The sequence below is a fragment of the Flavobacterium sp. MEB061 genome (genome assembly GCF_000834715.1).
Taxonomy (GTDB): Bacteria; Bacteroidota; Bacteroidia; order Flavobacteriales; family Flavobacteriaceae; genus Flavobacterium; species Flavobacterium pectinovorum.
In genome coordinates, this window is sequence record NZ_JXQR01000016.1 from 74,306 (window position 1) to 98,217 (window position 23,912).

A 23,912-nucleotide genomic window follows, 5' to 3' on the forward strand; every position below is an offset into this window, starting at 1 on the left:
GTTGAGCTTTTCTCTTATGCTCCTACTCCTTTAAATGCTATTACAAAAGCAATTACCGTTATAATTATTCCCGCCATAAAAAGATTATAGGCAATTCGGAGTAAATTATACTTACGCTGTAAAACCAATCCCAGATAGTACAAATCTTTAATCATAGTCGAATACAGATAATCACGATCTTTCATCATTTCATTCATTGCCCAATCGTATTCTTCTAAAGGCATTTTGTAGAAATTCCCAAAAAACAATAAATTGATCTTTTTGGCTTCTATATCTTCTCTTGTAAAAACTCCCGTCGTTACTTTTGGACGTGTTGAAAGAATCGCAAAAATAATTGTAGTAACACTGGACATTAGCATAATAAATGTTGGAATCACTAAATGTGCATTTTTTGGACTGTCTAATTTTGGAATAATAGATGAAAGTGCAATAGAAATAATAATTGCATTTACCGATAATAAAATATTGGCTTTACTATCTGCAATTCCGCTTAAGCGTGTATGATTTCCCAGCGTAACGCGAAATAAGGTATCAACGCCACGATCGGGTTTTTCAATTTTATCTTTCTTTTTATTTTCTTCTTCCACTTTGTCGGCTGCTTTCTTTTCTTGTTTATCAATTTTTTTCTGAACAAGAATTAAGTTTTTCTCTTTTAAAGGCTGCCATTTTTTCAAGGCATAATCTGTATAAAAGCGATGTTTATTTAATAAAAAGTTTAGGTTTTCTTTTGCCCATTCGGTATTAGAAAACGAAACATTGTAGGCGTTTTTTAATTCAAGACGTAATAATTCGCAGGTTGTTTCATATTGGGATCCCATCAGATGTGCGTAATCTGCATCTTTTATGATTTTTTCCAAATGCGTTTTTGGAACATATTCTTTTATAGTAGCTAAAATTAAGGAAGAAACTTTTGCAATAAATTCATCAGATTGTCCTTTTTCTTTCAGGAATTTAGTTAGAATTTTAACACTTTCTTCTTCATGGTTTTCATATCCAACGGTATAACCTGTATCGTGAAACCAAGCTGCGACCAAAAGCATTTCTTTTTCATTTCCATCTACATCTTCTTTTTTGCACAGCTCTTTTACCGCATTTACTACAGTTAAAGTATGGTTAAAATTATGGTAAGAATATAAATTAGAAAGTTTATCTTTGAGTAAATTACTGACGAAATCTTCGGACTGTTCTATTAGATTCATAAAGAATATTTTTATACCACTAAATTATGAAATTGTTTTTGGATAATCATTTTATTACTAAGATTAAAAGTTATTCTTTAGTAATTACCCTATTATTCTTACTCTATTCCTGCGCAACACATAAGGCGCAATACGGAAAAAATGTAAGCGCTAACGAAACTGACAACGCAACTGATACTATAAAAATTGCACATACTTTATTTTTGGTGGGAGATGCAGGAAATGCAGATGAAGAACAATCGCAGCAAACACTTGAATTATTGCATCAAAAATTAAAGAAGGCGAATAAAAAATCTACTTTAGTATTTTTAGGAGATAATATATATCCAAAAGGTTTTCCTAGCGACAACAATGCTTCGGATAAAACTTTGGCAGAAACAAAACTAACCAATCAATTAAAATTAACAGAAGGATTTAAAGGTAAAACCGTTTTTATTCCCGGAAACCACGATTGGTACAGCGGTATTAAAGGTTTGGAACTCCAGGCAGATTTTGTAACGAAATATTTAAACGATAAAAAAGCATTCCTGCCAAGAAAAAGCTGCCCGATAGAAGATATAAAAATTGATAGTACAGCTACATTGGTTGCTATTGACAGTGAATGGTTTCTGGAAGATTGGAACAATCATCCAACAATTAATGATAATTGTGACATCAAAACCAGAGAAGACTTTTTTGATGAACTGGAAAATATTCTAAATAAAAATCAGGAAAAAACAGTTGTCCTGGCAATACACCATCCTTTATTAAGCAACGGAACACATGGAGGTCAATTTTCGTTAGAAAAACAATTATTTCCCTTAGAGAAAAAAATTCCGCTTCCTATAATTGGTTCGTTTATTAATTTACTTCGAAAAACATCTGGCGTGAGTCCGCAGGATATTCAAAATAAACAATATACTATTTATGCCAAGAGAATTAAAACACTTTTACAAGGGCAGAAAAATGTAATTGTAGTTTCGGGACACGATCATAACCTTCAATACATTAGCAAAGAAAATATCAGGCAAATTATTAGTGGTGCAGGATCTAAATCTGAAGCTGCGAGAGCCATCAATGAAAATGATTTTTCGTACGGCGGAAATGGTTATGCAACACTAACTTTATTTAAAAGCGGAGATGCAAAAGTCACCTATTTTGGAAATGAAAATCAAAAAGAAAAATTACTTTTTGAACGAGAGATTATAAAAGCCAAAGAAATTAACTGGGAGGCAGGTGAATCAAATAAATTTCCTGCTACAATTAATACTTCAATTTATTCTGCTGAAATGACCGATAAAAGTTTGTTTCATAAATTTTTATTTGGGCAACATTACAGGAAATATTACAGTATGCCTATCGAAGCCCGAATTGCTACCGTAGACACTTTAATGGGTGGTTTAAAACCTATTCGCGAAGGCGGCGGACATCAATCTGTATCTTTAAGAATGTCTGATCCAAAAGGAAGAGAATATGTAATGCGCGCCATGAAAAAAAGTGCAACCGTATTTTTACAGTCGGTTGCATTTAAAGATCAATACGTTGTAAATGATTTTGAAGAAACATATACTGAAAATTTTCTGTTAGATTTTTATACAACTTCTCATCCTTATGCTCCTTTTGCAATTGGCAGTATGGCAGATCATTTAGGGATTTCGCACACCAATCCTGTTTTATATTATATTCCAAAACAAAATGGATTGAAAGAATTCAATTCAAATTTTGGCGATGAATTGTATATGGTCGAAGAAAGACCCGCAGATAATCATCTGGATGGCAAAAATTTTGGAAATCCAACCAATATTATCAGTACCGAAGATATGATGGCTAACCTTCATAAAGACGAAAAATATTCGGTTGATGAAAAAGAATATATGAAAGCGCGTTTGTTTGATATGCTAATTGGCGACTGGGACAGACACAGCGATCAATGGCGTTGGGGAGAATATAAAAAAGGTGACAAAGTTATTTATAAACCAATTCCCCGCGATCGTGATCAGGCTTTTGCCAAATACGACGGAACTTTACTTTCTCTTTTAATGAATATTCCTGCGCTTCGTCATATGCGTACTTTCAAAAACAAAATTGATAATGTAAAATGGCTTGCCAGAGAACCTTATCCTATGGATTTGGCTTTCTTAAAAACTTCTGAAGAAAAAGACTGGATTGAACAGGCAAAATTTATTCAGGAAAACTTATCGGATGCTGATATTGACAATGCTTTTAAAAATATGCCGAAAGAGGTTCAGGATGAAACTATAGAAGATATTAAACGCAAGCTGAAGAACAGAAAAAAAGACCTGCAAAAATATGCTTCGGAATATTCGGATGTGCTGTCTAAAACAGTAATGATTGCCGGGACGGATAAAAAAGATAAATTCGTTATAAACCATAATGCCAGAAAAAGCATTGAAATTCAGGTATACCGAATTAAAAAAGACGGTGATGAACTTGTTTATACCAAAACGGTAACGGATGCTAAAACCAAAAATCTTTGGGTTTATGGTTTAGACGATTCTGATGTTTTTCAGGTTGTTGGAGATCAGAAATCAAAAATCAAAATTCGTTTAATTGGCGGACAAAATAATGACACTTATAATATCGAAAACGGAAAAAAAGTTATTGTTTACGATTTCAAATCAAAAAACAATACTTATAATCTTGATTCTAAAACAAAAACGGAGCTTACAGATGATTATGATGTAAACTTATACAATTACGAAAAACCAAAATATAATGTTATTTCAGGGCTTCCAAATATTGGATTTAATCCTGATGATGGCGTAAAAGTTGGTGTGAATTTAAATTATACCGTAAACAATTTCAAACAAAATCCGTATACGCAAAGACACGTTATAAATGCATTTTACTATTTTGCTACGGGTGGTTTAGAATTTAATTATGTAGCACATTTTCCCGGATTATTAGGCAAATGGGTTATTGATGTTGAATCACTTTATACGACTCCAAATTTTGCCATGAACTATTTTGGCTATGGAAACGAAACCAAATATGATAATCAGCAAGTGGACATGGATTACAACCGTGTTCGCATCAGAAAATTTAATGTTTCAGGTGCTATCAGACACGTCGGACGTTATGGAAGTGAATTTAGTGTACAGCCTGTTTTTCAAAGACTAACAGTTGAGGAAACCGAAAACAGATTTATCGACACGCCAAATATCATAAATCCCAATGTTTTTAATAATCAGAATTATGGCGGTTTAAAAGTTAAATATCTTTTTAAAAATTCTGATTTTGCTGCTAAACCTACTTTAGGCGTGGCTTTTATGGTTTCTGCAACCTGGCTAACTAATTTAGATGAAAGCAAACAAAATTTCCCAACTATTGAAAGCCTTTTAGGATTTACACATAAAATTGATCATAACGGAAAATTAGTTCTGGCTACTTATCTAAAAGGAAAAGCTGTTCTAAATAATAATTATGATTTCTATCACGGCGCAACTTTAGGTGGAGATACTGACTTAAGAGGTTATAGAAATGAACGATTTTTAGGAAGTTCTTATTTTTCTCAAAGTAGTGATTTACGATTGAGTCTTGGTAAGATTCAAAAAACAATTGCTCCGTTAACATACGGAATTTTGGGTGGTTTTGATTACGGAAGAGTTTGGCTTGACGGCGAAGATTCTAAAAAATGGCACCAGGATTACGGTGGCGGACTTTGGGTAAATGCTATTAATGTTTTAACAGCACGAATCTCTTACTTTAAATCTCCTGATGAAGTAGGAAGAGTTATTTTTGGAGCGGCATATAGTTTCTAGGAAAGGTTCTAAGGTTCTGAGGTACTAAGATTCTAAGATTTTTTTAGCCACGAATTCACGAATTATTGTAATAAAAAATTCGTGAATTCGTGGCTTATTTTTTCTCTTAGTATCTTAGTACCTTAGCAACTTAGAACCTTAGCATCTTAGCATCTCAGAACCTTATTTAAGTTTAAACTCGTAGACGTTTCCTCCTACTTTGTTTGTTTTTTCATCGGCGATAAGCAGTGTGCTGTTGTCTTTAAAAACTATGGCTTCTTTTTGAGAAAAGTGATTTAGTTTGATTTCTGTCTGGGTTCCTTTGTGGAATAAATCTCCTTTAAAATCTTTAAACAAAACTATTTTGTCATGACTTAATACCACAACTTTTTTCCCATCAGGACTGATCGTTGCACTTGTTAAAACACAATGATTATAGTTATCACAGGTTTTAAATTCTCCAATTCTTGTTGCTTTTTGAGTTCCGGGTGCGTTTAAGATTTTGTAAATAAAAACTGTTCCGTCAAAATTTTTACTTCGGTTTTTTGTGAAAAGATAAAAATAGTTTTCGTGTTCAAAAAAACCTTCAACATCATAAAACAGTTCTTTTTTCTTTGGCGGAAATTCTGTTTGTTCCGGATACGAAAATGAAACTTTATATTCGGCTACAGCCATATCTTTATCCAGTTCATTTTTAGCAACTTTGTAAATACACAAATCTTTACGTTCATTGTCGTTATTTCCAAAATCACCAATATAAATATTATCGTTTTTATCTTTGCTAATATCTTCCCAATCTACATTTGTAGCATTTGTTATTGTTATTGTTTTGGCTAATTTTCCGTCTGAATTTAAAGCATAAATGGCATTTTTATTCCCACTGTCTTCCAATGTATAAAGCAAATTGTTCTTAGGAAAATAAGTAATTCCCGAAACTTCTTTCAACTTTTTTGGAAGTGAATAAAGTTCCTTTAAATCATTATTTGATTGTTGCTGACAAGCCAATAAAGCAACGGAAATTCCAAGTAAAAAAAACTTTTTCATAGTATTTATTTTAATTATTAGCCACAGATTTCATAGAGTAAAAGTTTTTTTTGATTTGTTTCTAAAACCATTTTACTCTATGAAATCTGTGGCAAAAAAAGACTCAAATTAAGTTAGTATTTTTAAAATTGCGTGTAATAAACTCAAAAGCTGCAAACATAATATGTCCCATTGATTTTGCATTTTTGAATTTCATATCATTTGTATAACGGTACAATTCCATTTTTAGTTGATTGAGATGTTCTTCTGTCGAAATGGTATCATGACACATTATATTCAATAATTTTTTGATTCTGTTTTCGGCAGAATGAATACGTTTTGCCAAAATTGCTCTTTCTTCATCTTTATACTGAATAATAGAACGTTCTTCTAATTTATCTTTGATGAGTTTTATCATCGGATAATTTTCCTTAAAAAATTGTGGGCGATAAACTTTAAAATTTCCCTCATAACATTGCTGATCAAAGTCAATTGGGCGAATTTTATAAACCACCTGATCAAAATCGTGAATTGGCACAATTACATAATTATACGCTCGCATATCGCCTAAAAGCCGAATCATACAACGTTCGTTGAATTTCACAAACTCTTTTGCAATTTGAGATTTTTCCATTTCAGTACAATTATCCAGTAAAGTATCCATGAAAACATCTCCGGGAATTCCGATAATATGCTCTTCGATTAAAGTGTCTTTAAAAACTAAAAAATTTATTTTATCGGGCGAAAGAATATCTTCCAATTCTAAACCGTAAATTCTTGAAGCATCTGCTTTTTTGATATAAAAATGAACGTAATTATCATTGAGAATGTTTCTAACTTTTATTCGAAAAGGTTTCGAATTTCCGAAAGTACAATAATCAATCGCATCAATATTTAGAAACTGGATAATCTCGCTATTTCCATCAGAATGCAAGAGCGAATATACTTTTTTTAGATTGAGGTCGATTTCATTTCTTTCAAATTCACTATAATAAACACGAATCCAGAGCGTATCGGTTTCATTCTTATCATAAACATTTACAGAACCGGCAAAGCGCAATAAATCATCATAGAATACTGATACTTTTGAAATTCGTTCGTATCGTTCTAAATAACTTAAAAGAGATTGTGTTAAAGGATAAGATGGTTTTTTTAAAACCATTAAAGGTTCGCTCATTTTGAATATCTTTAATACAAATTTACATCAATAGCATGATATAAATAAATTTAGCGTAACAATATACAAGTTGAATCGTCATACTAAAAACTAAAACCGAAATAAATTTGGAAACCATACTTACTATTGAAAATCTTCACAAACGATACGGGCGCATTCAAGCCTTAAAAAATGTATCTTTTGAAATACAAAAAGGCCGTGTATATGGCATTTTAGGACCCAACGGAAGTGGAAAATCAACTACATTGGGAATTGTGCTGAATGTTGTAAACAAAACCTCTGGTGATTATCGCTGGTTCAACGGGAACATTCAAACGCATGAAGCGCTAAAAAAAGTTGGAGCAATTATAGAAAGACCTAACTTTTATCCTTACATGACGGCCGAAGAAAACCTGAAATTAGTCTGTAAAATAAAAAGTATTGACTATTCTAAAATAATCGAAAAACTGGATTTAGTAGGTTTGTCAGAAAGAAAAAATAGCAAATTCAGTACGTTTTCTTTAGGAATGAAACAGCGTTTGGCCATTGCCTCAGCACTTTTAAATGATCCTGAAATTTTAATTTTAGATGAACCAACAAACGGATTAGATCCCCAGGGAATTCACCAGATTAGAGATATTATAAAAAAAATTGCATCGCAGGGAACGACAATTTTACTGGCTTCGCATTTGTTGGATGAAGTCGAAAAAGTATGTTCTCATGTTATTGTTTTAAGAAAAGGCGAAATTTTATATTCCGGTTCAGTAGATGGAATGTCTGCAAATGAAGGCTTTTTCGAAGTTATGGCAGATGACAATGTGCTTTTAAGAACTGTTTTGCAGGAACATACGGCAATAGACAGAATTACTGAAGAAGATGGGAAATTATTGGTTTACTTAAAATCAGATTTATCAGCATCAGAACTGAATCAGTTTTTGTTTTCAAAAAACCTTACTTTAAGCCATTTGGTAAAACGAAAAAATAGTTTAGAAGCACAATTTTTAGAATTAACCAAAAATGCCACCATCAAAAACAACTAAACCATGAACCGACTTATATCTATAGAATTACAAAAAATCTGGAAAAACAAAGCCAGTCGTGTACTTACTTTAACGTATTTTATTTTACTTTCTTTTATTGCTTTAATTGCTTCCATAAAATTCGATTTTGGAGTTGTTAAAATTCATGTAGCCGAAATGGGAATTTTCAACTTCCCCTTCATCTGGCATTTTAATACCTATATTGCCGCATGGCTGAAACTTTTTCTGGCGATCGTAATCGTCTCAATGATGGCTAATGAGTATAGTTACGGTACTTTAAAACAAAATCTAATTGATGGTTTAAGCAAAAAAGAGTTCATTTTGTCTAAATTCCTGACAGTTGTACTTTTTGCATTATGCTCTACAATTTTTGTTTTTGTAATGAGTTTAATTTTAGGATTTAGCTTTTCGTCTTACACAGAATTTGATGTTATTTTTATGGATTTGGATTACCTTTTAGCCTTTTTTGTTAAACTTACCGGATTCTTTTCTTTTTGTTTATTTTTAGGAATCTTCGTAAAACGATCTGCGTTTGCATTAGGTTTTCTTTTAGTATGGCTTTTTGTAGAATCAATCATAAAAGGACTTTTAGTTTTTCAGGTTTTTCCAAATAGTAATACCGGTGACTATATCATGCAATTTTTACCTTTAGAAGCAATGTCTAATTTAATTATTGAACCATTTACAAGATTATCAGTAATAAAAACAATTGGAAACCAAATTGGTGTTGAAAATACTAAGGATTATGACGTCCATTATCTTTCAATTCTGATCGTTATGATCTGGACATATTTGTTTGTTTATTTTTCTTACAGAATACTAAAAAATAGAGATTTATAGTATATTTGCTACTATGAATTATTTTAAAATTGTTTTGTTCTTTTTATTTCTAAGTTGTCTATCTGTAAAGGTAAATGCACAATTTATAAGTATTGATGATCAAAAAACACCCCAGCAGCTTATTGAAAATATTTTAGTAAACAGTTCTTGTGTTTCTATTACAAATTCATCAGGAAAAGGAGATGATTTTAGTCCGGGTCAAAAAAGTTTTGCTTATTTTAATGCCGGTTCAACCCGTTTTCCTTTTCCTGAAGGTATAGTTTTAGCAACTTCTAAAAGTACAAACGCAATTGGCCCTTATAAAAGTGATTTAGGTGAGGGAAGTACAAAATGGCTAGGTGATTCAGACTTAGACCAAACTTTAGGAATTAGTTCTATAAATGCTACGTCATTAGAATTTGATTTTGTACCGTTAACAAACTTTTTAAGTTTCAATTATATTTTTGCATCAAATGAATATCAATCTTTTTATCCATGTGTCTATTCTGATGGTTTTGCATTTTTAATTAAAGAAGTCGGAACAAACGATCCTTATAAAAATCTGGCTGTACTTCCTAATACAAATACACCGGTTTCATCAACAAATGTTCATCCAAAAATTGAACCTAGCGTCGCCATTAACGGGGATAAATATGATGGTTGCGCGGCTAAAAATGAAATTTATTTTAATGGATTAAATAATGGTTCGAGTCCTGTAAATTATGCCGGACAAACTGTTGTCATGAATGCGCAGACTAATGTAATTGCAGGAAGAAAATATCACATAAAACTTGTTATTGCAGATGATAAAAACCAATATTATGATTCGGCTGTATTCTTAGAAGCAGGAAGTTTTATTTCAAAAATTGATTTTGGAGAAGATCGCACAATTGCAACAAACAATCCTGCTTGTTTTGGAGAAAAAATTCTTTTAGACAGCAAACTTTCTGCTACTGATCATACATTTAAATGGTATAAAAAAGATAATCCTGCTACAATTTTAGGCACAAATTCAACTTTTGAAGTTGCAGAAGCCGGGACCTACAAGGTTGAAGCTACCGTAATAGGAACAACATGTGTACTATCAGGAGAAATAAAAATTGATTATGCACCTGAAATCCTTTCGGCAAATACGACTTTAATACAATGTGATGATAATACAGATGGAATTTCAATTTTCAATTTAACGAAAGTAGATAATATCATAAAAAATAATGATTCTGAAATTTTAAACAGTGGATATTATGAATCATTGACTAATGCTGAAGCCAAAACAAATCCAATTCTAACGCCTGAAAACTATACCAATAAATCAGCCTCTCAAATTATTTTTGCAAGACTTGAAAACAAGTACGGCTGTTATAAAATAGCCGAAATAACATTACAAATTTCAAATACAGCTATTGCAAGTCAAAACCCGGTAGCTACATGTGATGGAGATGAAATACAAGACGGTTTTTATCAATTTGACCTAAGTACAGAAGTTACTCCTCAAATCGTTTCAGGGTTACCAGCTGGATTAACTGTTCAATATTATTTAGACACAAATGCTGCAGTAACAGAAACAAATGCTTTACCCAATATCTTTAAAAACACAATTGCTTTAACACAAATAATCTATGCGAGAATTATTAACGGACCAAATTGCTATGATATAACTCCGATTACACTTGTTGTAAATACTTTTGATCCGCCAAATTTTGAAGATGAATCTAAATACCTATGTAAAGGGGATGAAATCGATCTGACAGTTGCTACAGGCTTCTCAAATTATTTGTGGAATACAGGAAGTACAACAAATACAATAACTGTAAATGCAGCTGGAGATTATTCAGTTACTGTAAAAGACGAAAATGGTTGTGAGAAGACTAAAAAATTCAAAGTAATTCTATCAGAACCTGCAACTATAACAGGAGCAGCGATAAAAGATTTTTCTGCCAATGAAAATTCAGTTTTACTTGAATATACAGGAGTTGGAAATTATGAGTTTTCATTAGACGGAATTGTTTTTCAAAAAGATCCGTTATTTAGTAATGTTGCTCCGGGAATTTATAATGCTATTGCCAGAGATATAAATGGTTGTGGTTTATCAAACTCTTATCTTATATATGTTTTGGACTACCCTAGATTTTTTACTCCAAACGAAGATGGATATAATGATTTGTGGTTCATTAAGAACTTAGATGAACTCCCTAATTACACGCTTTTTATTTTCGATCGTTATGGTAAATTACTAAAACAAATGAACCGTAATAGTAGTGGCTGGAATGGAATTTTTAACGGACAGCTATTACCTTCAGATGACTATTGGTTTAATCTAACTTTTGTAGATGGTAAAATAGTTAAAGGTCATTTTAGTTTAAAAAGATAACAGTACAAAATTCCAAATTCCAATATCTTAAAAATAAAAAATCCCAAACTCCTTATGGAATTTGGGATTTTTATATTGAAATTTAAAACCTTAGATTTTAAATCTTTTTCTATCAGTTTCTGTCAAATAGATTTTTCTCAAACGAATAGATTTTGGAGTTACCTCTACATATTCATCTTTTTGAATGTACTCTAAAGCTTCTTCAAGAGAGAAAATAATTGGTGGAATGATTCTTGCTTTTTCATCATTTCCAGATGAACGAACGTTAGATTGTTTTTTCTCTTTAGTTACGTTTACACACATATCATCAGCACGAGAGTTTTCTCCAATTACCTGACCTTCGTAAATTTCAGCATTTGGTTCAACAAAAAACTTACCACGATCTTGCAATTTATCGATAGAATAAGGAATAGCTTTTCCTTTTTCCATAGAAATCAACGAACCTTTGTTACGTCCTGCAATTTCTCCTTTGTAAGGCTCATATCCAATAAAACGGTGTGCCATAATAGCCTCACCAGCTGTTGCAGTAAGTAATTGATTACGCAATCCAATAATTCCACGTGATGGAATATTAAATTTCACAATCATACGCTCCCCTTTAGTTTCCATAGAAAGCATTTCTCCTTTACGCATTGTAACGAATTCAACTGCTCTACCTGAAAGGTTTTCTGGTAAATCGATTGTCAATTCTTCAATTGGCTCACATTTTTTACCATCAATTTCTTTGATGATAACCTGTGGCTGACCAATTTGCAACTCATACCCTTCTCTTCTCATTGTTTCAATAAGAACAGATAAGTGAAGTACTCCACGACCAAAAACCATGAATTTATCAGCAGAATCAGTTTCGCCTAACTTCATAGCTAAGTTTTTCTCTAATTCTTTTGTTAATCTTTCTCTAATATGACGAGAAGTTACAAATTTACCTTCTTTACCAAAGAAAGGTGAATCGTTAATTGTAAACAACATACTCATTGTTGGCTCATCAATTGCGATAGTTTGTAAAGCTTCAGGATTTTCAGCATCAGCGATAGTATCTCCAATTTCAAAACCTTCAACTCCAATAATAGCACAGATATCTCCAGCAATTACTTGTTGTACTTTTTTACGACCTAAACCTTCAAAAGTATGTAATTCTTTAATACGTGATTTTATAACTTTTCCATCTCTTTTTACCAAAGAAATTGGCATACCTTCATTCAAAATACCTCTTTCAAGACGACCAATAGCGATACGACCTGTAAATGCAGAGAAATCTAAAGATGTAATCAACATTTGAGGAGTTCCTTCAGATACTTTAGGAGCTGGTACATTTTTGATAACCATGTCTAATAAAGGCTCAATATTATCAGTTTGGTTTCTGAAATCATCAGACATCCAGTTGTTTTTAGCAGAGCCGTAAACAGTTGGGAAATCTAATTGTTCTTCAGAAGCACCTAATTCAAACATTAAGTCAAAAACTTTTTCATGAACTTCTTCAGGAGTACAGTTTTCTTTATCAACTTTGTTGATAACTACGCATGGCTTAAGACCTAAGTCAATCGCTTTTTGTAGTACAAAACGAGTTTGTGGCATTGGACCCTCAAAAGCATCCACTAGCAAACATACACCATCGGCCATGTTCAATACACGTTCTACTTCACCTCCAAAATCCGCGTGGCCTGGAGTGTCAATAATATTGATTTTTGTTCCTTTATATTGAACTGATACGTTTTTAGAAGTAATAGTAATACCTCTCTCACGCTCTAAATCGTTATTATCAAGAATTAAATCACCTGTATTTTCGTTGTCACGAAATAATTGACAGTGATACATAATTTTATCAACCAAAGTGGTTTTACCGTGATCGACGTGGGCAATAATTGCAATGTTTCTAATAGATTCCATCTGTGATTTTTAATGGGTGCAAAGGTACACTTTATTTTGATATAAAAAACGTTTCTTTGATAGTTTGCGTATATCCAAGTAATTAGTTCAACTCTCAATGTTAATTTTAAGGTCAAAATGAAATCTAATTTTTGCTTAATTATGGTTAATTTAATTATATTTGAGTAATGAAAAGTAAAACTATCCAAATTACTCTAATCTATATTATGATTTCGTTATTTGTGACTATAATCTGTCATAAATTACTCGCTAGTTTTATCTCCTCCAAAGAAAACTTTTATTTTTTTATTATAAAAGACATCATTTTCATCTTAATTACCGGTCTCTTTTTCAAATACATACTCTCTAAAAACGAAAGCAAAAATGTCTCAATTTTCGAAAAACTAAAGCAGACAAACGAAGAAATCAAAGAATCTAATGAAAAATATGATATTGTAGCAAAAGCCACAAGCGATACCATTTGGGATTGGAAAATACAGGAAGACAGCATTAACTGGAATAAAGGAATTGAAAGCGTTTTTGGGTACAAGCAAGAAGAGGTTGGAAAAACTTCAAAATGGTGGTTTGACAAAATTCATCCCGAAGACAGCATCAGAATGTCTATAAAACTATATTCATTTATAGAGCAAAAAACCGAAAAATGGCAGGATCAATATCGCTTTAGATGTGCAGACGGAACCTATAAATACGTTTTAGACCGGGGCTTTTTACTGAAAGATGAAAACGGAAGAGCCATTAGAATGATTGGAGCAATCCAGGATATTACCAAACAAAAAGAAGAAGAACAACGATTGAAGCTTCTCGAAACTGTAATTACACAATCTAAAGATTCAATTTTAATTACAGAAGCAAACTCTATAAACGGAAAAATACCTAAAATTGTTTACGTAAATCCTGCATTCCTGCAAATGTCAGGCTATCATTCAAATGAAATAATTGGAAAATCAACTAATATTTTCAACAAAGGCCCAAATTCAGATTCAGATGAATTAAAAAAACTTTTGCGGGCAATTAAAAATGAAGAAGAATGCTTAATAGAAACCATAAGCTATACAAAACATAAAGAAGAATATTGGGTGCGTTTTTCCATGATTCCAATTTTTAATAATGAAGGTGTTATTTCACATTGGATTTCTATTCAACGAAATATTACAGATGAGAAAAAACTAGAAACAGAAAAAGAGCATCTTATTCGCGAATTAACACAAAACAATAAAGATTTAAAACAATTTTCGTACATCACATCACACAATCTGCGTGCGCCTTTGTCAAATTTAATTGGGCTTTTAAATCTTACCGAAGATATTCCGATAGAAAACCCTGAATTAAAAGAAATTTTGACCGGATTTAGCAAATCAACTCACTTATTAAATGAGACTATTAATGATTTAGTAAAGGTTATTATCATTAAAGACAATCCTTCAATGCAAAAAGAAGAAGTATCTTTAAAAGAAGTATTCGAAAACGTATTTAGCCAACTATCATTTCAAATCGAATTACATAAGCCAATAATCAAACTTAAGTTTGACAGGGTACCATTATTAAACACAAACAAAGCTTATATTGAAAGTATTTTACTTAATTTACTCACCAATTCTATAAAATACAAATCAGAAAACAGGAAACTAAAAATATCTATAACTGCAGAACAAATAGATCATCAAGTCATTCTAACCTTTAAGGATAATGGAATTGGTATTGATCTTGAAAGAAATCGTGATAAAGTTTTTGGATTATACCAAAGATTTCACAACTATCCCGACAGTAAGGGACTGGGATTATATCTTGTAAAATCGCAAGTAGAAACAATGGGAGGCACTATTAGTATAGAAAGTGAAGTTAACATAGGAACCACTTTTACAATAACATTTAAAAATTAATTATTATGCTTGAGCAAATTTTATGTATTGATGACGACCCTATCACACTAATGCTATGCAAAAAAGTGATTGCGAAATCTTCTTTTTCTAAAGAAATCATTACTGCTCCAAATGGCGAAGAAGCATTACATCATTTCAACACATTAAAATACAATAACAAAAATAAGGTAAGCAAAAAACCGGAATTAATTTTTTTAGACTTAAATATGCCGGTGATGGGTGGCTGGGAATTTTTAGACCACTTTACCTCTAAGGCTTATTCTGAATTTAATACTGCAAAAGTTATTGTCTTGTCTTCTACAATTGATCCTCACGATCTTGCCAAAGCCAAAAAATACCCTATAATAATAGATTTTCTTTCAAAACCAATTACAAAGCCGATGTTAGAATATTTAAAAAAGAAAATGGAGCTTTAAAAACGTATAATCAAAAATCAAAAAATCAAAAAAAATTCAAATACTTCTACAGAAATATTGGAACTTGAATTTTTTTATTGAAAATTTATAAAAATTCAATTTTATTCAAACAAAAAAAAATCCTCTAAAAGAGGATTTTTTATATTTTTAGGAAATTGCAATTAATTACAATTTAGCAACATGTTTAGTTAATTTAGACTTCAAGTTAGAAGCTTTATTATCATGAATGATGTTCTTTTTAGCTAATTTATCAATCATAGAGATTACAGTTGATAATTTTGAAGCAGCATCAGATTTATCAGTAGCTAATCTTAATGCTTTAATAGCATTACGAGTAGTTTTATGTTGATATCTGTTAAGAACTCTTCTTTTTTCGTTACTTCTGATTCTTTTTAATGCTGACTTATGATTTGCCATTTTGTTTTAATTTTAGATGTAATAATTATTATAGATACTAGTTAAAAAAGAAAAACCTCCCACAATTGCAAAACAATCACTTTGGTTTTAACTAATAAAACAAAAACCGAGACACCAATTTTTATTTTACAAAACTTATTCACAACTAATTTTAGTAGTCTGTAAGGGAATCGAACCCCTGTTACCAGGACGAAAGCCTGGAGTCCTAACCCCTAGACGAACAGACCATATCCTTCTAAGTTTTTCTATATTTAAATAGAGGTATTTTGTAGCCCGTAGCGGAATCGAACCGCTCTTACATGGATGAAAACCATGCGTCCTAACCGATAGACGAACGGGCCTGCTTCTCTAATGCGGATGCAAAAATACAACTATTTTTAAGATGTACAATACCTGATGCAAAAAAAATTAAAAATTTTTAATATGCCTTAGCAAACAGCACTCTTCTTGTAGAAGGATTACCAGTAAACACACAGGTTCCGACCTCCTCAATACTATCCAAAGGTATACAACGAATCGTTGCTTTTGTCAGGTCTTTTATTTTTTCTTCAGTAGCTGCCGTACCATCCCAATGAGCCGATACAAAACCACCTTTTCCATCTAAAATCTCTTTAAACTCCTCAAAACTATTCACTTCTGTAATATGTGTATTACGATAGTCTAATGCTTTATTAAACAGATCTGTTTGAATCTGCTCTAAAAGGTCATTTATATAAGTAACGATTCCTTCTGCAGGAACCACTTCTTTTGTCAATGTATCACGTCTCGCAACTTCAAAAGTTCCGTTTTCTAAATCTTTTGGACCAACGGCAATTCTAACGGGAACTCCTTTTAATTCCCATTCAGCAAACTTAAATCCTGGTTTTTGAGTTGTTCTGTCATCATATTTAACTGAAATCTTTAACTTTTTCAACTTAGCAGTCAAATCATTAACCGCAGCCGTAATTTCTGCTAATTGTTCATCTGTTTTATAGATTGGCACAATAACAACTTGTATAGGTGCCAAATTTGGAGGCAACACTAATCCCTGATCATCAGAATGCGTCATAACCAACGCTCCCATTAATCGGGTAGAAACTCCCCAGGAAGTTCCCCACACATGTTCTTGTTTTCCTTCTGCATTAGCAAACTTTACATCAAATGCTTTTGCGAAGTTTTGACCTAAAAAGTGAGAGGTTCCTGCTTGTAATGCTTTTCCATCCTGCATTAATGCTTCAATACAATAGGTTTCATCAGCACCTGCAAAACGTTCTGTTTCGGTTTTAATACCTTTTACAACCGGAATCGCCATGAAATTCTCTGCAAAATCAGCATAAACGTTCATCATTTTTTCAGATTCTTCTACTGCTTCTGCTTTTGTGGCATGCGCTGTATGTCCTTCCTGCCATAAAAATTCAGCCGTTCTTAAAAACAAACGTGTACGCATTTCCCAACGCACTACATTTGCCCATTGATTAATCAATAAAGGTAAATCTCTGTAGGATTGAACCCATCCTTTATAAGTAGACCAAATAATTGCCTCACTTGTTGGACGAACAATAAGTTCTTCCTCCAGCTTTGCATTTGGATCAACCATTAATTTTCCGGGTTTGTCCGGATCATTTTTTAATCTATAATGTGTTACAATGGCGCATTCTTTTGCAAATCCCTCTGCATTTTTTTCTTCAGCCTCAAACATGCTTTTAGGCACAAATAAAGGGAAGTACGCGTTTTGATGTCCTGTTTCTTTAAACATCCTGTCCAGCTCAGCCTGCATTTTTTCCCAAATCGCATATCCGTATGGTTTAATAACCATACATCCTCTAACGCCTGAATTTTCGGCTAAATCTGCTTTTACAACCAGTTCGTTATACCATTTCGAATAATCTTCTGATCTTGTAGTGAGGTTCTTACTCATATTGAATAGTTTGGCACAAATTTTGTTTTAATAATTTTAACTAAATAGTTTGACAAAACTAACTATTTTTGTAATGTGCAACAATAAAAAACACCACAGATATGAAAACTTCTATTTCTCTTCGCCAAAACTCAGCTCATTTCTATTTAATTGGATTATTGAGTTTTCTAGCAGCATCGTGTGGTTCTTACCAAAATACTTCATATAATGACAATGACGGAGTATATGGTGGTTCATCAAGAACGTATGCTCAAACAAATACCACAGGTACCAACAATCAATATAAAGAATACTTTAAATCATTACAAGACGACGATCAGCCGACCGAAATTTTTACTGATGTAGATTCTTATGGCAATTATGCCGAAAATGACAGCACACAAACTGCTGTAACTACGAATGCATATCCTGCATGGGGAAGCGGTAATACTGAAGTTGCAGTTAACTATTATTCTGATCCAACCTGGTCAATAGGTTTTGGCTTTGGATTAGGATACCCTTATTATGGATGGGGTTATGGTGGTGGCTACTGGGGATACCCTGGATATGCCTGGGGTTATCCTGGATATTGGGGACCTGGATGGGGATACCCTGGATACTGGGGAGGTGGTTACGGATACCGTTATAACAACTACGCCTATAATTATGGAAGAAGAGGATCTGCTGCTTACTATGGAGGAAGAAATTATGCTTATAACAGAAATTACACTTCAAGAGGATATTCTAACAGAAACTACACAGACAGAAGTTATTCCAATAGAGGCTATTCAAACAGAAGCTATACTACTAACAGAAATAGTTATAACACAAACAGACAAAGCAGCTATTCTGATTACAGAAGAGGTTCTTCTGTAAATAGCAGAACGACAAGCCCTACTTTTACAAACAGAAACAACTCTTCCAGAAATAGTAGTTACGATTACTCAAACAGAGGATCAGGCAACTCAACTAGCAGAAGCTATAACAACAGCAGCAATAACTCATCAAGAAGTTATTCAACACCAAGCAACAGTTCTTCACGTTCTTACAACAGTGGCGGCGGCGGAAGCATGAGATCATCAGGCGGCGGTGGCGGCGGTGGAAGATCTTACGGCGGTGGCGGCGGAGGAAGAAGATAATTCCTCTACTGTTTCAATCTTTAAATCATTTAACACCTAATCAAATGAAAAAAATATTATTCCTAATTCTATCAGGACTAACTTTTAGCGTCTCACATTCTCAAGAAGTTTCAGATGCCGTACGCTATGCTCAGGACAATTTGACCGGAACTGCCAGATTTAGAGCCATGAGCGGAGCCTTTGGAGCTGTTGGCGGAGATTTATCTTCTCTTTCCGTAAACCCTGCAGGATCTGCTGTGTTTTCAAATAATCAGATGGCGGTAACTTTCAGCAATCAGAACAATAAAAATAATTCTAATTACTTCGGAACTCAAACAAGCGACAAGGATAATTCTTTTATCCTGAATCAGGCCGGAGGTGTATTTGTTTTTCATGACAGGAATCCAAAAAACGGATGGAATAAAATTGCTATTGGGGCTTCTTACGAAAACACTAACAACTTCAATAACAATATTTTTTCAGCAGGAACTAATCCAACAAATTCTGTTGATCAATATTTTTTAACTTACGCTAATGGAATTTCTTTGGGAGACATTAGAAACATTCCATATATAGATCAATTCTATGATGAGCAACAAGCTCATTTTGGGTATGAAGGATATGTTATAAACCCTTTAGCCAACAATGACAACAATACACAATATACTTCAAATGTCCCTGCCGGCGGTAATTACTATCACGAAAATGAAGTTTATACAAGAGGATATAACAGTAAATTAAGTTTCAATATTGCAACTTCTTATAAAGACAGAATTTTTCTTGGGGCAAACTTAAATGTACATATCACAGATTATACGAGATCAAGCAGCTTTTATGAAGATAACAATAATCCGTTACAGTCAACTGCAACTATATCTAATTTAAGATTCAACAATAACTTATATACTTACGGAAACGGATTCTCTTTTCAACTAGGTGCTATTGCCAAAGTTACAGAAGCATTTAGACTTGGTTTAGCCTACGAATCTAATACCTGGTATAAACTTTATGACGAAACTTACCAAAGCCTACACACAACAAGACAAGCTAACGGAGGACCTGAACTTTATGAAGATGTAGATCCTAATGTTGTAAATGTTTATGAATCTTACACCTTACAAACTCCGGGAAAATTCACTTTTAGCGGTGCGTATGTATTTGGAAAATCAGGATTAATTAGTGTTGATTATTCTATTAAAGATTACGGAAACACAAAATTCAAACCAACAAATGATGCCGGTTTTAGAGGCGTAAATAACGACATAAGCAATCAATTGACAAATAATGGCGAATTGAGAATTGGTGCAGAATATAAAATAAAGAGATTAAGCTTAAGAGGCGGATATCGATTTGAAGAAAGCCCATATAAAAACGGAACTACTATTGGAGATTTAAACAGCTATTCTGGCGGTTTAGGATATAGTTTTGGAGGCACAAAATTAGATTTAGCATATTCTTATGCTGAAAGAAAAACAAATCAGGGATTTTTTGCCACAGGATTTACTGATGGTGCCAATATTACATCGAAACTGAATAATGTTTCTTTGACTTTATTATTTGAATTGTAATTAAAAATAAATAGATGAATGGAAATTTCCGTCAGGTTTTTTATCTGACGGATTTTTTTTTAATACGAAAAAAGATTGAACCACAATTATGAAACGATTAGCTTCATAAAAAACATGTAAAACAAACCGAAACAAGTGGTGTTTGAATAAAAAAGTGTAATTTTGCACTCCAATTTATAAAAGTATGAGAACCAAGTCTTTAAAAAAGAACAAAATTAACGTAATCACTCTTGGGTGTTCGAAGAATGTATATGATAGCGAAGTGCTTATGGGACAGCTTCGTGCGAATGGAAAAGAAGTACAACACGAAGCACCAGCTGCAGAAGAAGGAAATATCATTGTAATTAACACTTGTGGATTTATTGATAATGCAAAAGCTGAATCAGTAAATATGATTTTGGAATACGCTGATAAAAAAGACAAAGGTTTAGTTGATAAAGTTTTTGTAACCGGATGCTTATCTGAACGTTACAGACCCGATTTAGAAAAAGAAATTCCGAATGTAGATCAATATTTTGGTACAACAGAATTACCTCAACTATTGAAAGCCTTAGGAGCTGACTATAAACATGAACTATTAGGAGAACGTTTAACTACAACTCCTAAAAATTACGCTTATTTGAAAATTGCCGAAGGCTGTGACAGACCATGCAGTTTTTGTGCAATTCCTTTAATGAGAGGTACTCACGTTTCTCAACCAATTGAAAAATTAGTCAAAGAAGCTCAAGGCTTAGCTAAAAATGGCGTTAAAGAATTAATTTTAATAGCGCAGGACTTAACTTATTATGGTCTTGATATTTATAAAAAGAGAAATCTTGCTGAGCTTTTAGAAGAATTAGCAAAAGTAGAAGGTATAGAATGGATTCGTTTGCACTACGCCTACCCTACCGGTTTCCCGATGGACGTTTTGGAATTAATGAAACGCGAACCAAAAATTTGCAACTATATTGATATTCCGTTACAGCATATTTCTGATTCTATTTTGAAATCAATGCGTCGTGGTACAACTCAGGCAAAAACAACTCAATTATTGAAAGATTTCCGTGCTGCAGTTCCGGGAATGGCAATTAGAACTACTTTAATTGTTGGTTACCCAGGTGAAACACAGGAAGATTTTGAAATTTTGAAAGATTTTGTTCAGGAAATGAAATTTGACAGAATGGGATGTTTCGCTTATTCTCACGAAGAAAACACTCATGCCTATTTACTTGAAGATGATGTTCCTGCCGATGTGAAACAAGCCAGAGCTAATGAAATTATGGAATTGCAATCGCAAATTTCATGGGATTTGAATCAGGAAAAAGTTGGACAGGTATTTAAATGTATTATTGACAGAAAAGAAGGCGCACATTTTGTTGGAAGAACAGAGTTTGACAGCCCGGATGTTGATAATGAAGTTTTAATAGATGCATCAAAACATTATGTAAAAACAGGTGAATTTGTTAATATAAGGATAATTGAAGCTACAGAATTTGATTTATACGGAGAACCTGCTTAAATTTACAGTATTCATTTGCTAATTTTAGAAAAAACATTTATGAAATCTATCCAATCTTTATTTCTTTTAGTTTTTGCCTTATTATGTTTCAACACTATTTCTGCTCAATACGGAAACGGGTATAACAATGGTTATGGCAGCAATGGCTACGGAAGAGGCGGCGGAATGGGCATGGACAGAAGCATGATGCAAGGTCCTCAAGGCAACACAAGCAAACCAAAAGAAGTTCCGGCTGAAGAAACAGCAGCCAAGATCGTAGAACAAATGAAACCCGAAGTAAACCTTGATGAATTGCAAGCTATTGCTATCACCAATGTTCTAACAGACAGCATGAAAGAACAAGGGGTTCTTTTGAAAAACGAAAGCAGCAGCCAAGATGAAAAAATTGAGCAAATGAAAGCGTTGAGAGAAAGCACTACTAAAAAAATAACTGCTTTTTTAAATCCTGACCAGATTCCAAAATACACCGATTTTATGGAGAACTTTAAGGAGATCAAAAAAACAAAATCTAAAAAGAAAAAAGATTCTAAAGAAAACAAAGACGATAAAAAAGAAACCGAGGCAATAAAAACAGAAGAATAATTGTTTTAACTATATCTTTAAAAAATAATAAAACCATGGCAAAAAAACATTTTTGTTATCTGATTTTAGCAATTATTATTACTTCTTGCTCTACAAATCCTTATAAAACTACTGAAAAAGCCTACGACCAACAGCTTAAAACTTTAGAAAATCAAATTACAAGTAAAGAAGCTCAGCCAATACCTGCTGTTAGCCCTGTAGTTATTGACACTACTTATGCGCAGCAATTAGGTATTATAAAAGATACCTTATCAAAAACGGGATCAACTGCTTTATTGAATGGTATAAACACAGAATGGATTGGTACTGTAAATTTTAATTTAAGAAAACCAAGTTTTATTATTATTCATCACACAGCTCAAGATTCTGTACAGCAAACTATAAACACTTTTACAAAAACTAAAACACAAGTTAGCGCACATTATATTATTTCTGAAAATGGAAAAGTAGTGCAAATGCTAAATGACTATTTAAGAGCATGGCATGCCGGCGCATCAACCTGGGGGAAAAATACAGATTTAAACTCCAGTTCTATTGGTATTGAGCTTGACAATAATGGTTTTAAACCTTTTACCGAAGCACAAATAAGCAGTTTAGTTGCGCTTTTGACAAAACTGAAAAAAGACTATAATATTCCAACTCAAAATATTTTAGGTCATGCAGATATTGCTCCAGGAAGAAAACAAGATCCGAGTGCATTGTTTCCATGGAAAACCTTAGCAGAAAAAGGTTTTGGAATCTGGCCAGACGAAATTTTGGAAGAAGCTCCTTTTGATTTTAAAATTGAACCTGCTTTACGCATTATTGGTTACAATACCAAGAATCTTACTGCAGCAATTCAGGCTTTTAAATTACATTATATTCAAACGGATGCAACATCTGTTTTAGATCGAAAAACGATTGATACGATTTATTCGATTTATAAAAAGCAACTTCAATAATACATCATTATTATAAAATACAAAAGGCGTTTCTAAAATTTAGAAACGCTTTTTTTGTTTACAGAAGTTCGCCACGAATTACACTAATTTTCACGAATTTAAAATGCGGAAATTTTGTCACAGATTAATTTTTTATTATCCGCTTAGTTTAATTAGAAATTAGAAAAAAACAGGGAAATTGCTTCTCTAGTTCTTTATCGTTCGAGTCTTGGTAAAAAAAAAGCTCAACACAAATAAGAGAATCTTTTTAATCTTTTAATCTGTGGCAAAAAATTCAACACAAAGAAACAGCATCTTTTTAATCTTTTAATTTGTGTAAAAAAATAAGCACAAATAAAAAAGCTGCCAAAACATTAGTATGTTTCGACAGCTCCAAAAAAA

At 32.7% G+C, this 23,912-nt stretch carries 17 protein-coding genes and 2 tRNA genes; 11 read left to right on the forward strand and 8 right to left on the reverse strand.

The window, feature by feature from the left end; translation table 11 throughout:
- Positions 1–14: 14 nt before the first annotated feature.
- Complete coding sequence (locus RT99_RS10350) at positions 15–1,199, reverse strand: Pycsar system effector family protein (RefSeq protein ID WP_042564675.1); 1,185 nt, start codon at positions 1,197–1,199, stop codon at positions 15–17.
- 26 nt (positions 1,200–1,225) lie between these two features.
- Between RT99_RS10350 and RT99_RS10355 the strand changes: the two genes are divergently transcribed.
- Entirely contained in the window at positions 1,226–4,960 is a 3,735-nt protein-coding gene (locus tag RT99_RS10355; RefSeq protein WP_042564676.1) for a metallophosphoesterase, read from the forward strand.
- 162 nt (positions 4,961–5,122) lie between these two features.
- Here RT99_RS10355 and RT99_RS10360 read toward each other — a convergent pair whose 3' ends face one another.
- Together RT99_RS10360 and RT99_RS10365 are read right to left on the reverse strand one after the other, a co-directional pair.
- A complete protein-coding gene (locus RT99_RS10360) occupies positions 5,123–5,983 on the reverse strand; it encodes a hypothetical protein (protein WP_042564677.1) in 861 nt (286 codons plus the stop codon).
- Positions 5,984–6,086: 103 nt separating this feature from the next.
- Positions 6,087–7,139, reverse strand: coding sequence for a hypothetical protein (locus tag RT99_RS10365; protein ID WP_042564678.1), 1,053 nt, complete (start codon positions 7,137–7,139; stop codon positions 6,087–6,089).
- Positions 7,140–7,246: 107 nt separating this feature from the next.
- Here RT99_RS10365 and RT99_RS10370 point away from each other — a divergent pair, with 107 nt between their 5' ends.
- Genes RT99_RS10370 through RT99_RS10380 form a run of 3 tightly spaced genes read left to right on the forward strand, consistent with a single transcriptional unit; the run spans position 7,247 to position 11,348 of the window.
- Entirely contained in the window at positions 7,247–8,158 is a 912-nt protein-coding gene (locus tag RT99_RS10370; protein WP_042564679.1) for an ABC transporter ATP-binding protein, read from the forward strand.
- 3 nt (positions 8,159–8,161) lie between these two features.
- Positions 8,162–8,998 carry an ABC transporter permease gene (locus tag RT99_RS10375; RefSeq protein WP_042564680.1) on the forward strand — a complete coding sequence of 279 codons (837 nt, stop codon included), beginning with the start codon at positions 8,162–8,164 and terminating at the stop codon, positions 8,996–8,998.
- Between the two features lie 13 nt (positions 8,999–9,011).
- Positions 9,012–11,348: a T9SS type B sorting domain-containing protein gene (locus RT99_RS10380; RefSeq protein WP_042564681.1), complete on the forward strand. Its 2,337-nt coding sequence runs from the start codon at positions 9,012–9,014 to the stop codon at positions 11,346–11,348.
- Between the two features lie 90 nt (positions 11,349–11,438).
- Here the strand turns inward: RT99_RS10380 and typA are convergent, their stop codons facing one another.
- Positions 11,439–13,235, reverse strand: a complete 1,797-nt coding sequence (gene typA / locus RT99_RS10385) for a translational GTPase TypA (RefSeq protein ID WP_042564682.1) — start codon at positions 13,233–13,235, stop codon at positions 11,439–11,441.
- Between the two features lie 167 nt (positions 13,236–13,402).
- Here typA and RT99_RS10390 point away from each other — a divergent pair, with 167 nt between their 5' ends.
- Together RT99_RS10390 and RT99_RS10395 are read left to right on the forward strand one after the other, a co-directional pair.
- Positions 13,403–15,115: a PAS domain-containing protein gene (locus tag RT99_RS10390; RefSeq protein WP_042564683.1), complete on the forward strand. Its 1,713-nt coding sequence runs from the start codon at positions 13,403–13,405 to the stop codon at positions 15,113–15,115.
- 5 nt (positions 15,116–15,120) lie between these two features.
- Positions 15,121–15,531 carry a response regulator gene (locus RT99_RS10395; protein ID WP_042564684.1) on the forward strand — a complete coding sequence of 137 codons (411 nt, stop codon included), beginning with the start codon at positions 15,121–15,123 and terminating at the stop codon, positions 15,529–15,531.
- 165 nt (positions 15,532–15,696) lie between these two features.
- Here the strand turns inward: RT99_RS10395 and rpsT are convergent, their stop codons facing one another.
- The 4 genes from rpsT to proS form a co-directional block, all read right to left on the reverse strand.
- On the reverse strand, positions 15,697–15,948 hold the full coding sequence (rpsT, locus tag RT99_RS10400) for a 30S ribosomal protein S20 (RefSeq protein ID WP_041517133.1): 252 nt from the start codon (positions 15,946–15,948) through the stop codon (positions 15,697–15,699).
- Positions 15,949–16,103: 155 nt separating this feature from the next.
- A tRNA-Glu gene (locus RT99_RS10405) sits at positions 16,104–16,175 on the reverse strand.
- A gap of 42 nt (positions 16,176–16,217) precedes the next feature.
- Positions 16,218–16,289: transfer RNA gene (locus RT99_RS10410), tRNA-Glu, on the reverse strand.
- Between the two features lie 77 nt (positions 16,290–16,366).
- Positions 16,367–17,845 carry a proline--tRNA ligase gene (gene proS, locus RT99_RS10415; protein ID WP_042564685.1) on the reverse strand — a complete coding sequence of 493 codons (1,479 nt, stop codon included), beginning with the start codon at positions 17,843–17,845 and terminating at the stop codon, positions 16,367–16,369.
- Positions 17,846–17,946: 101 nt separating this feature from the next.
- Between proS and RT99_RS10420 the strand changes: the two genes are divergently transcribed.
- The 5 genes from RT99_RS10420 (at position 17,947) to RT99_RS10440 (ending at position 23,531) form a co-directional block, all read left to right on the forward strand.
- Positions 17,947–18,963: a hypothetical protein gene (locus RT99_RS10420; RefSeq protein WP_042564686.1), complete on the forward strand. Its 1,017-nt coding sequence runs from the start codon at positions 17,947–17,949 to the stop codon at positions 18,961–18,963.
- Positions 18,964–19,007: 44 nt separating this feature from the next.
- Positions 19,008–20,510: an OmpP1/FadL family transporter gene (locus RT99_RS10425; RefSeq protein ID WP_042564687.1), complete on the forward strand. Its 1,503-nt coding sequence runs from the start codon at positions 19,008–19,010 to the stop codon at positions 20,508–20,510.
- A 184-nt stretch (positions 20,511–20,694) separates the two neighbouring features.
- Complete coding sequence (gene rimO / locus RT99_RS10430) at positions 20,695–22,008, forward strand: 30S ribosomal protein S12 methylthiotransferase RimO (RefSeq protein ID WP_042564688.1); 1,314 nt, start codon at positions 20,695–20,697, stop codon at positions 22,006–22,008.
- Between the two features lie 39 nt (positions 22,009–22,047).
- Positions 22,048–22,590 carry a hypothetical protein gene (locus RT99_RS10435; protein WP_042564689.1) on the forward strand — a complete coding sequence of 181 codons (543 nt, stop codon included), beginning with the start codon at positions 22,048–22,050 and terminating at the stop codon, positions 22,588–22,590.
- A 35-nt stretch (positions 22,591–22,625) separates the two neighbouring features.
- Positions 22,626–23,531, forward strand: coding sequence for an N-acetylmuramoyl-L-alanine amidase (locus tag RT99_RS10440; protein WP_042564690.1), 906 nt, complete (start codon positions 22,626–22,628; stop codon positions 23,529–23,531).
- The last annotated feature ends 381 nt before the right edge of the window (positions 23,532–23,912 follow it).

Bases quoted from the DNA above. Each gene is read 5' to 3' on its own strand.
- RT99_RS10350 (WP_042564675.1), bottom strand. From the start codon at position 1,199: ATGAATCTAATAGAACAGTCCGAAGATTTCGTCAGTAATTTACTCAAA.
- RT99_RS10355 (WP_042564676.1), top strand. From the start codon at position 1,226: ATGAAATTGTTTTTGGATAATCATTTTATTACTAAGATTAAAAGTTAT.
- RT99_RS10360 (WP_042564677.1), bottom strand. From the start codon at position 5,983: ATGAAAAAGTTTTTTTTACTTGGAATTTCCGTTGCTTTATTGGCTTGT.
- RT99_RS10365 (WP_042564678.1), bottom strand. From the start codon at position 7,139: ATGAGCGAACCTTTAATGGTTTTAAAAAAACCATCTTATCCTTTAACA.
- RT99_RS10375 (WP_042564680.1), top strand. From the start codon at position 8,162: ATGAACCGACTTATATCTATAGAATTACAAAAAATCTGGAAAAACAAA.
- RT99_RS10380 (WP_042564681.1), top strand. From the start codon at position 9,012: ATGAATTATTTTAAAATTGTTTTGTTCTTTTTATTTCTAAGTTGTCTA.
- typA (WP_042564682.1), bottom strand. From the start codon at position 13,235: ATGGAATCTATTAGAAACATTGCAATTATTGCCCACGTCGATCACGGT.
- RT99_RS10390 (WP_042564683.1), top strand. From the start codon at position 13,403: ATGAAAAGTAAAACTATCCAAATTACTCTAATCTATATTATGATTTCG.
- RT99_RS10395 (WP_042564684.1), top strand. From the start codon at position 15,121: ATGCTTGAGCAAATTTTATGTATTGATGACGACCCTATCACACTAATG.
- rpsT (WP_041517133.1), bottom strand. From the start codon at position 15,948: ATGGCAAATCATAAGTCAGCATTAAAAAGAATCAGAAGTAACGAAAAA.
- proS (WP_042564685.1), bottom strand. From the start codon at position 17,845: ATGAGTAAGAACCTCACTACAAGATCAGAAGATTATTCGAAATGGTAT.
- RT99_RS10420 (WP_042564686.1), top strand. From the start codon at position 17,947: ATGAAAACTTCTATTTCTCTTCGCCAAAACTCAGCTCATTTCTATTTA.
- RT99_RS10425 (WP_042564687.1), top strand. From the start codon at position 19,008: ATGAAAAAAATATTATTCCTAATTCTATCAGGACTAACTTTTAGCGTC.
- rimO (WP_042564688.1), top strand. From the start codon at position 20,695: ATGAGAACCAAGTCTTTAAAAAAGAACAAAATTAACGTAATCACTCTT.
- RT99_RS10435 (WP_042564689.1), top strand. From the start codon at position 22,048: ATGAAATCTATCCAATCTTTATTTCTTTTAGTTTTTGCCTTATTATGT.
- RT99_RS10440 (WP_042564690.1), top strand. From the start codon at position 22,626: ATGGCAAAAAAACATTTTTGTTATCTGATTTTAGCAATTATTATTACT.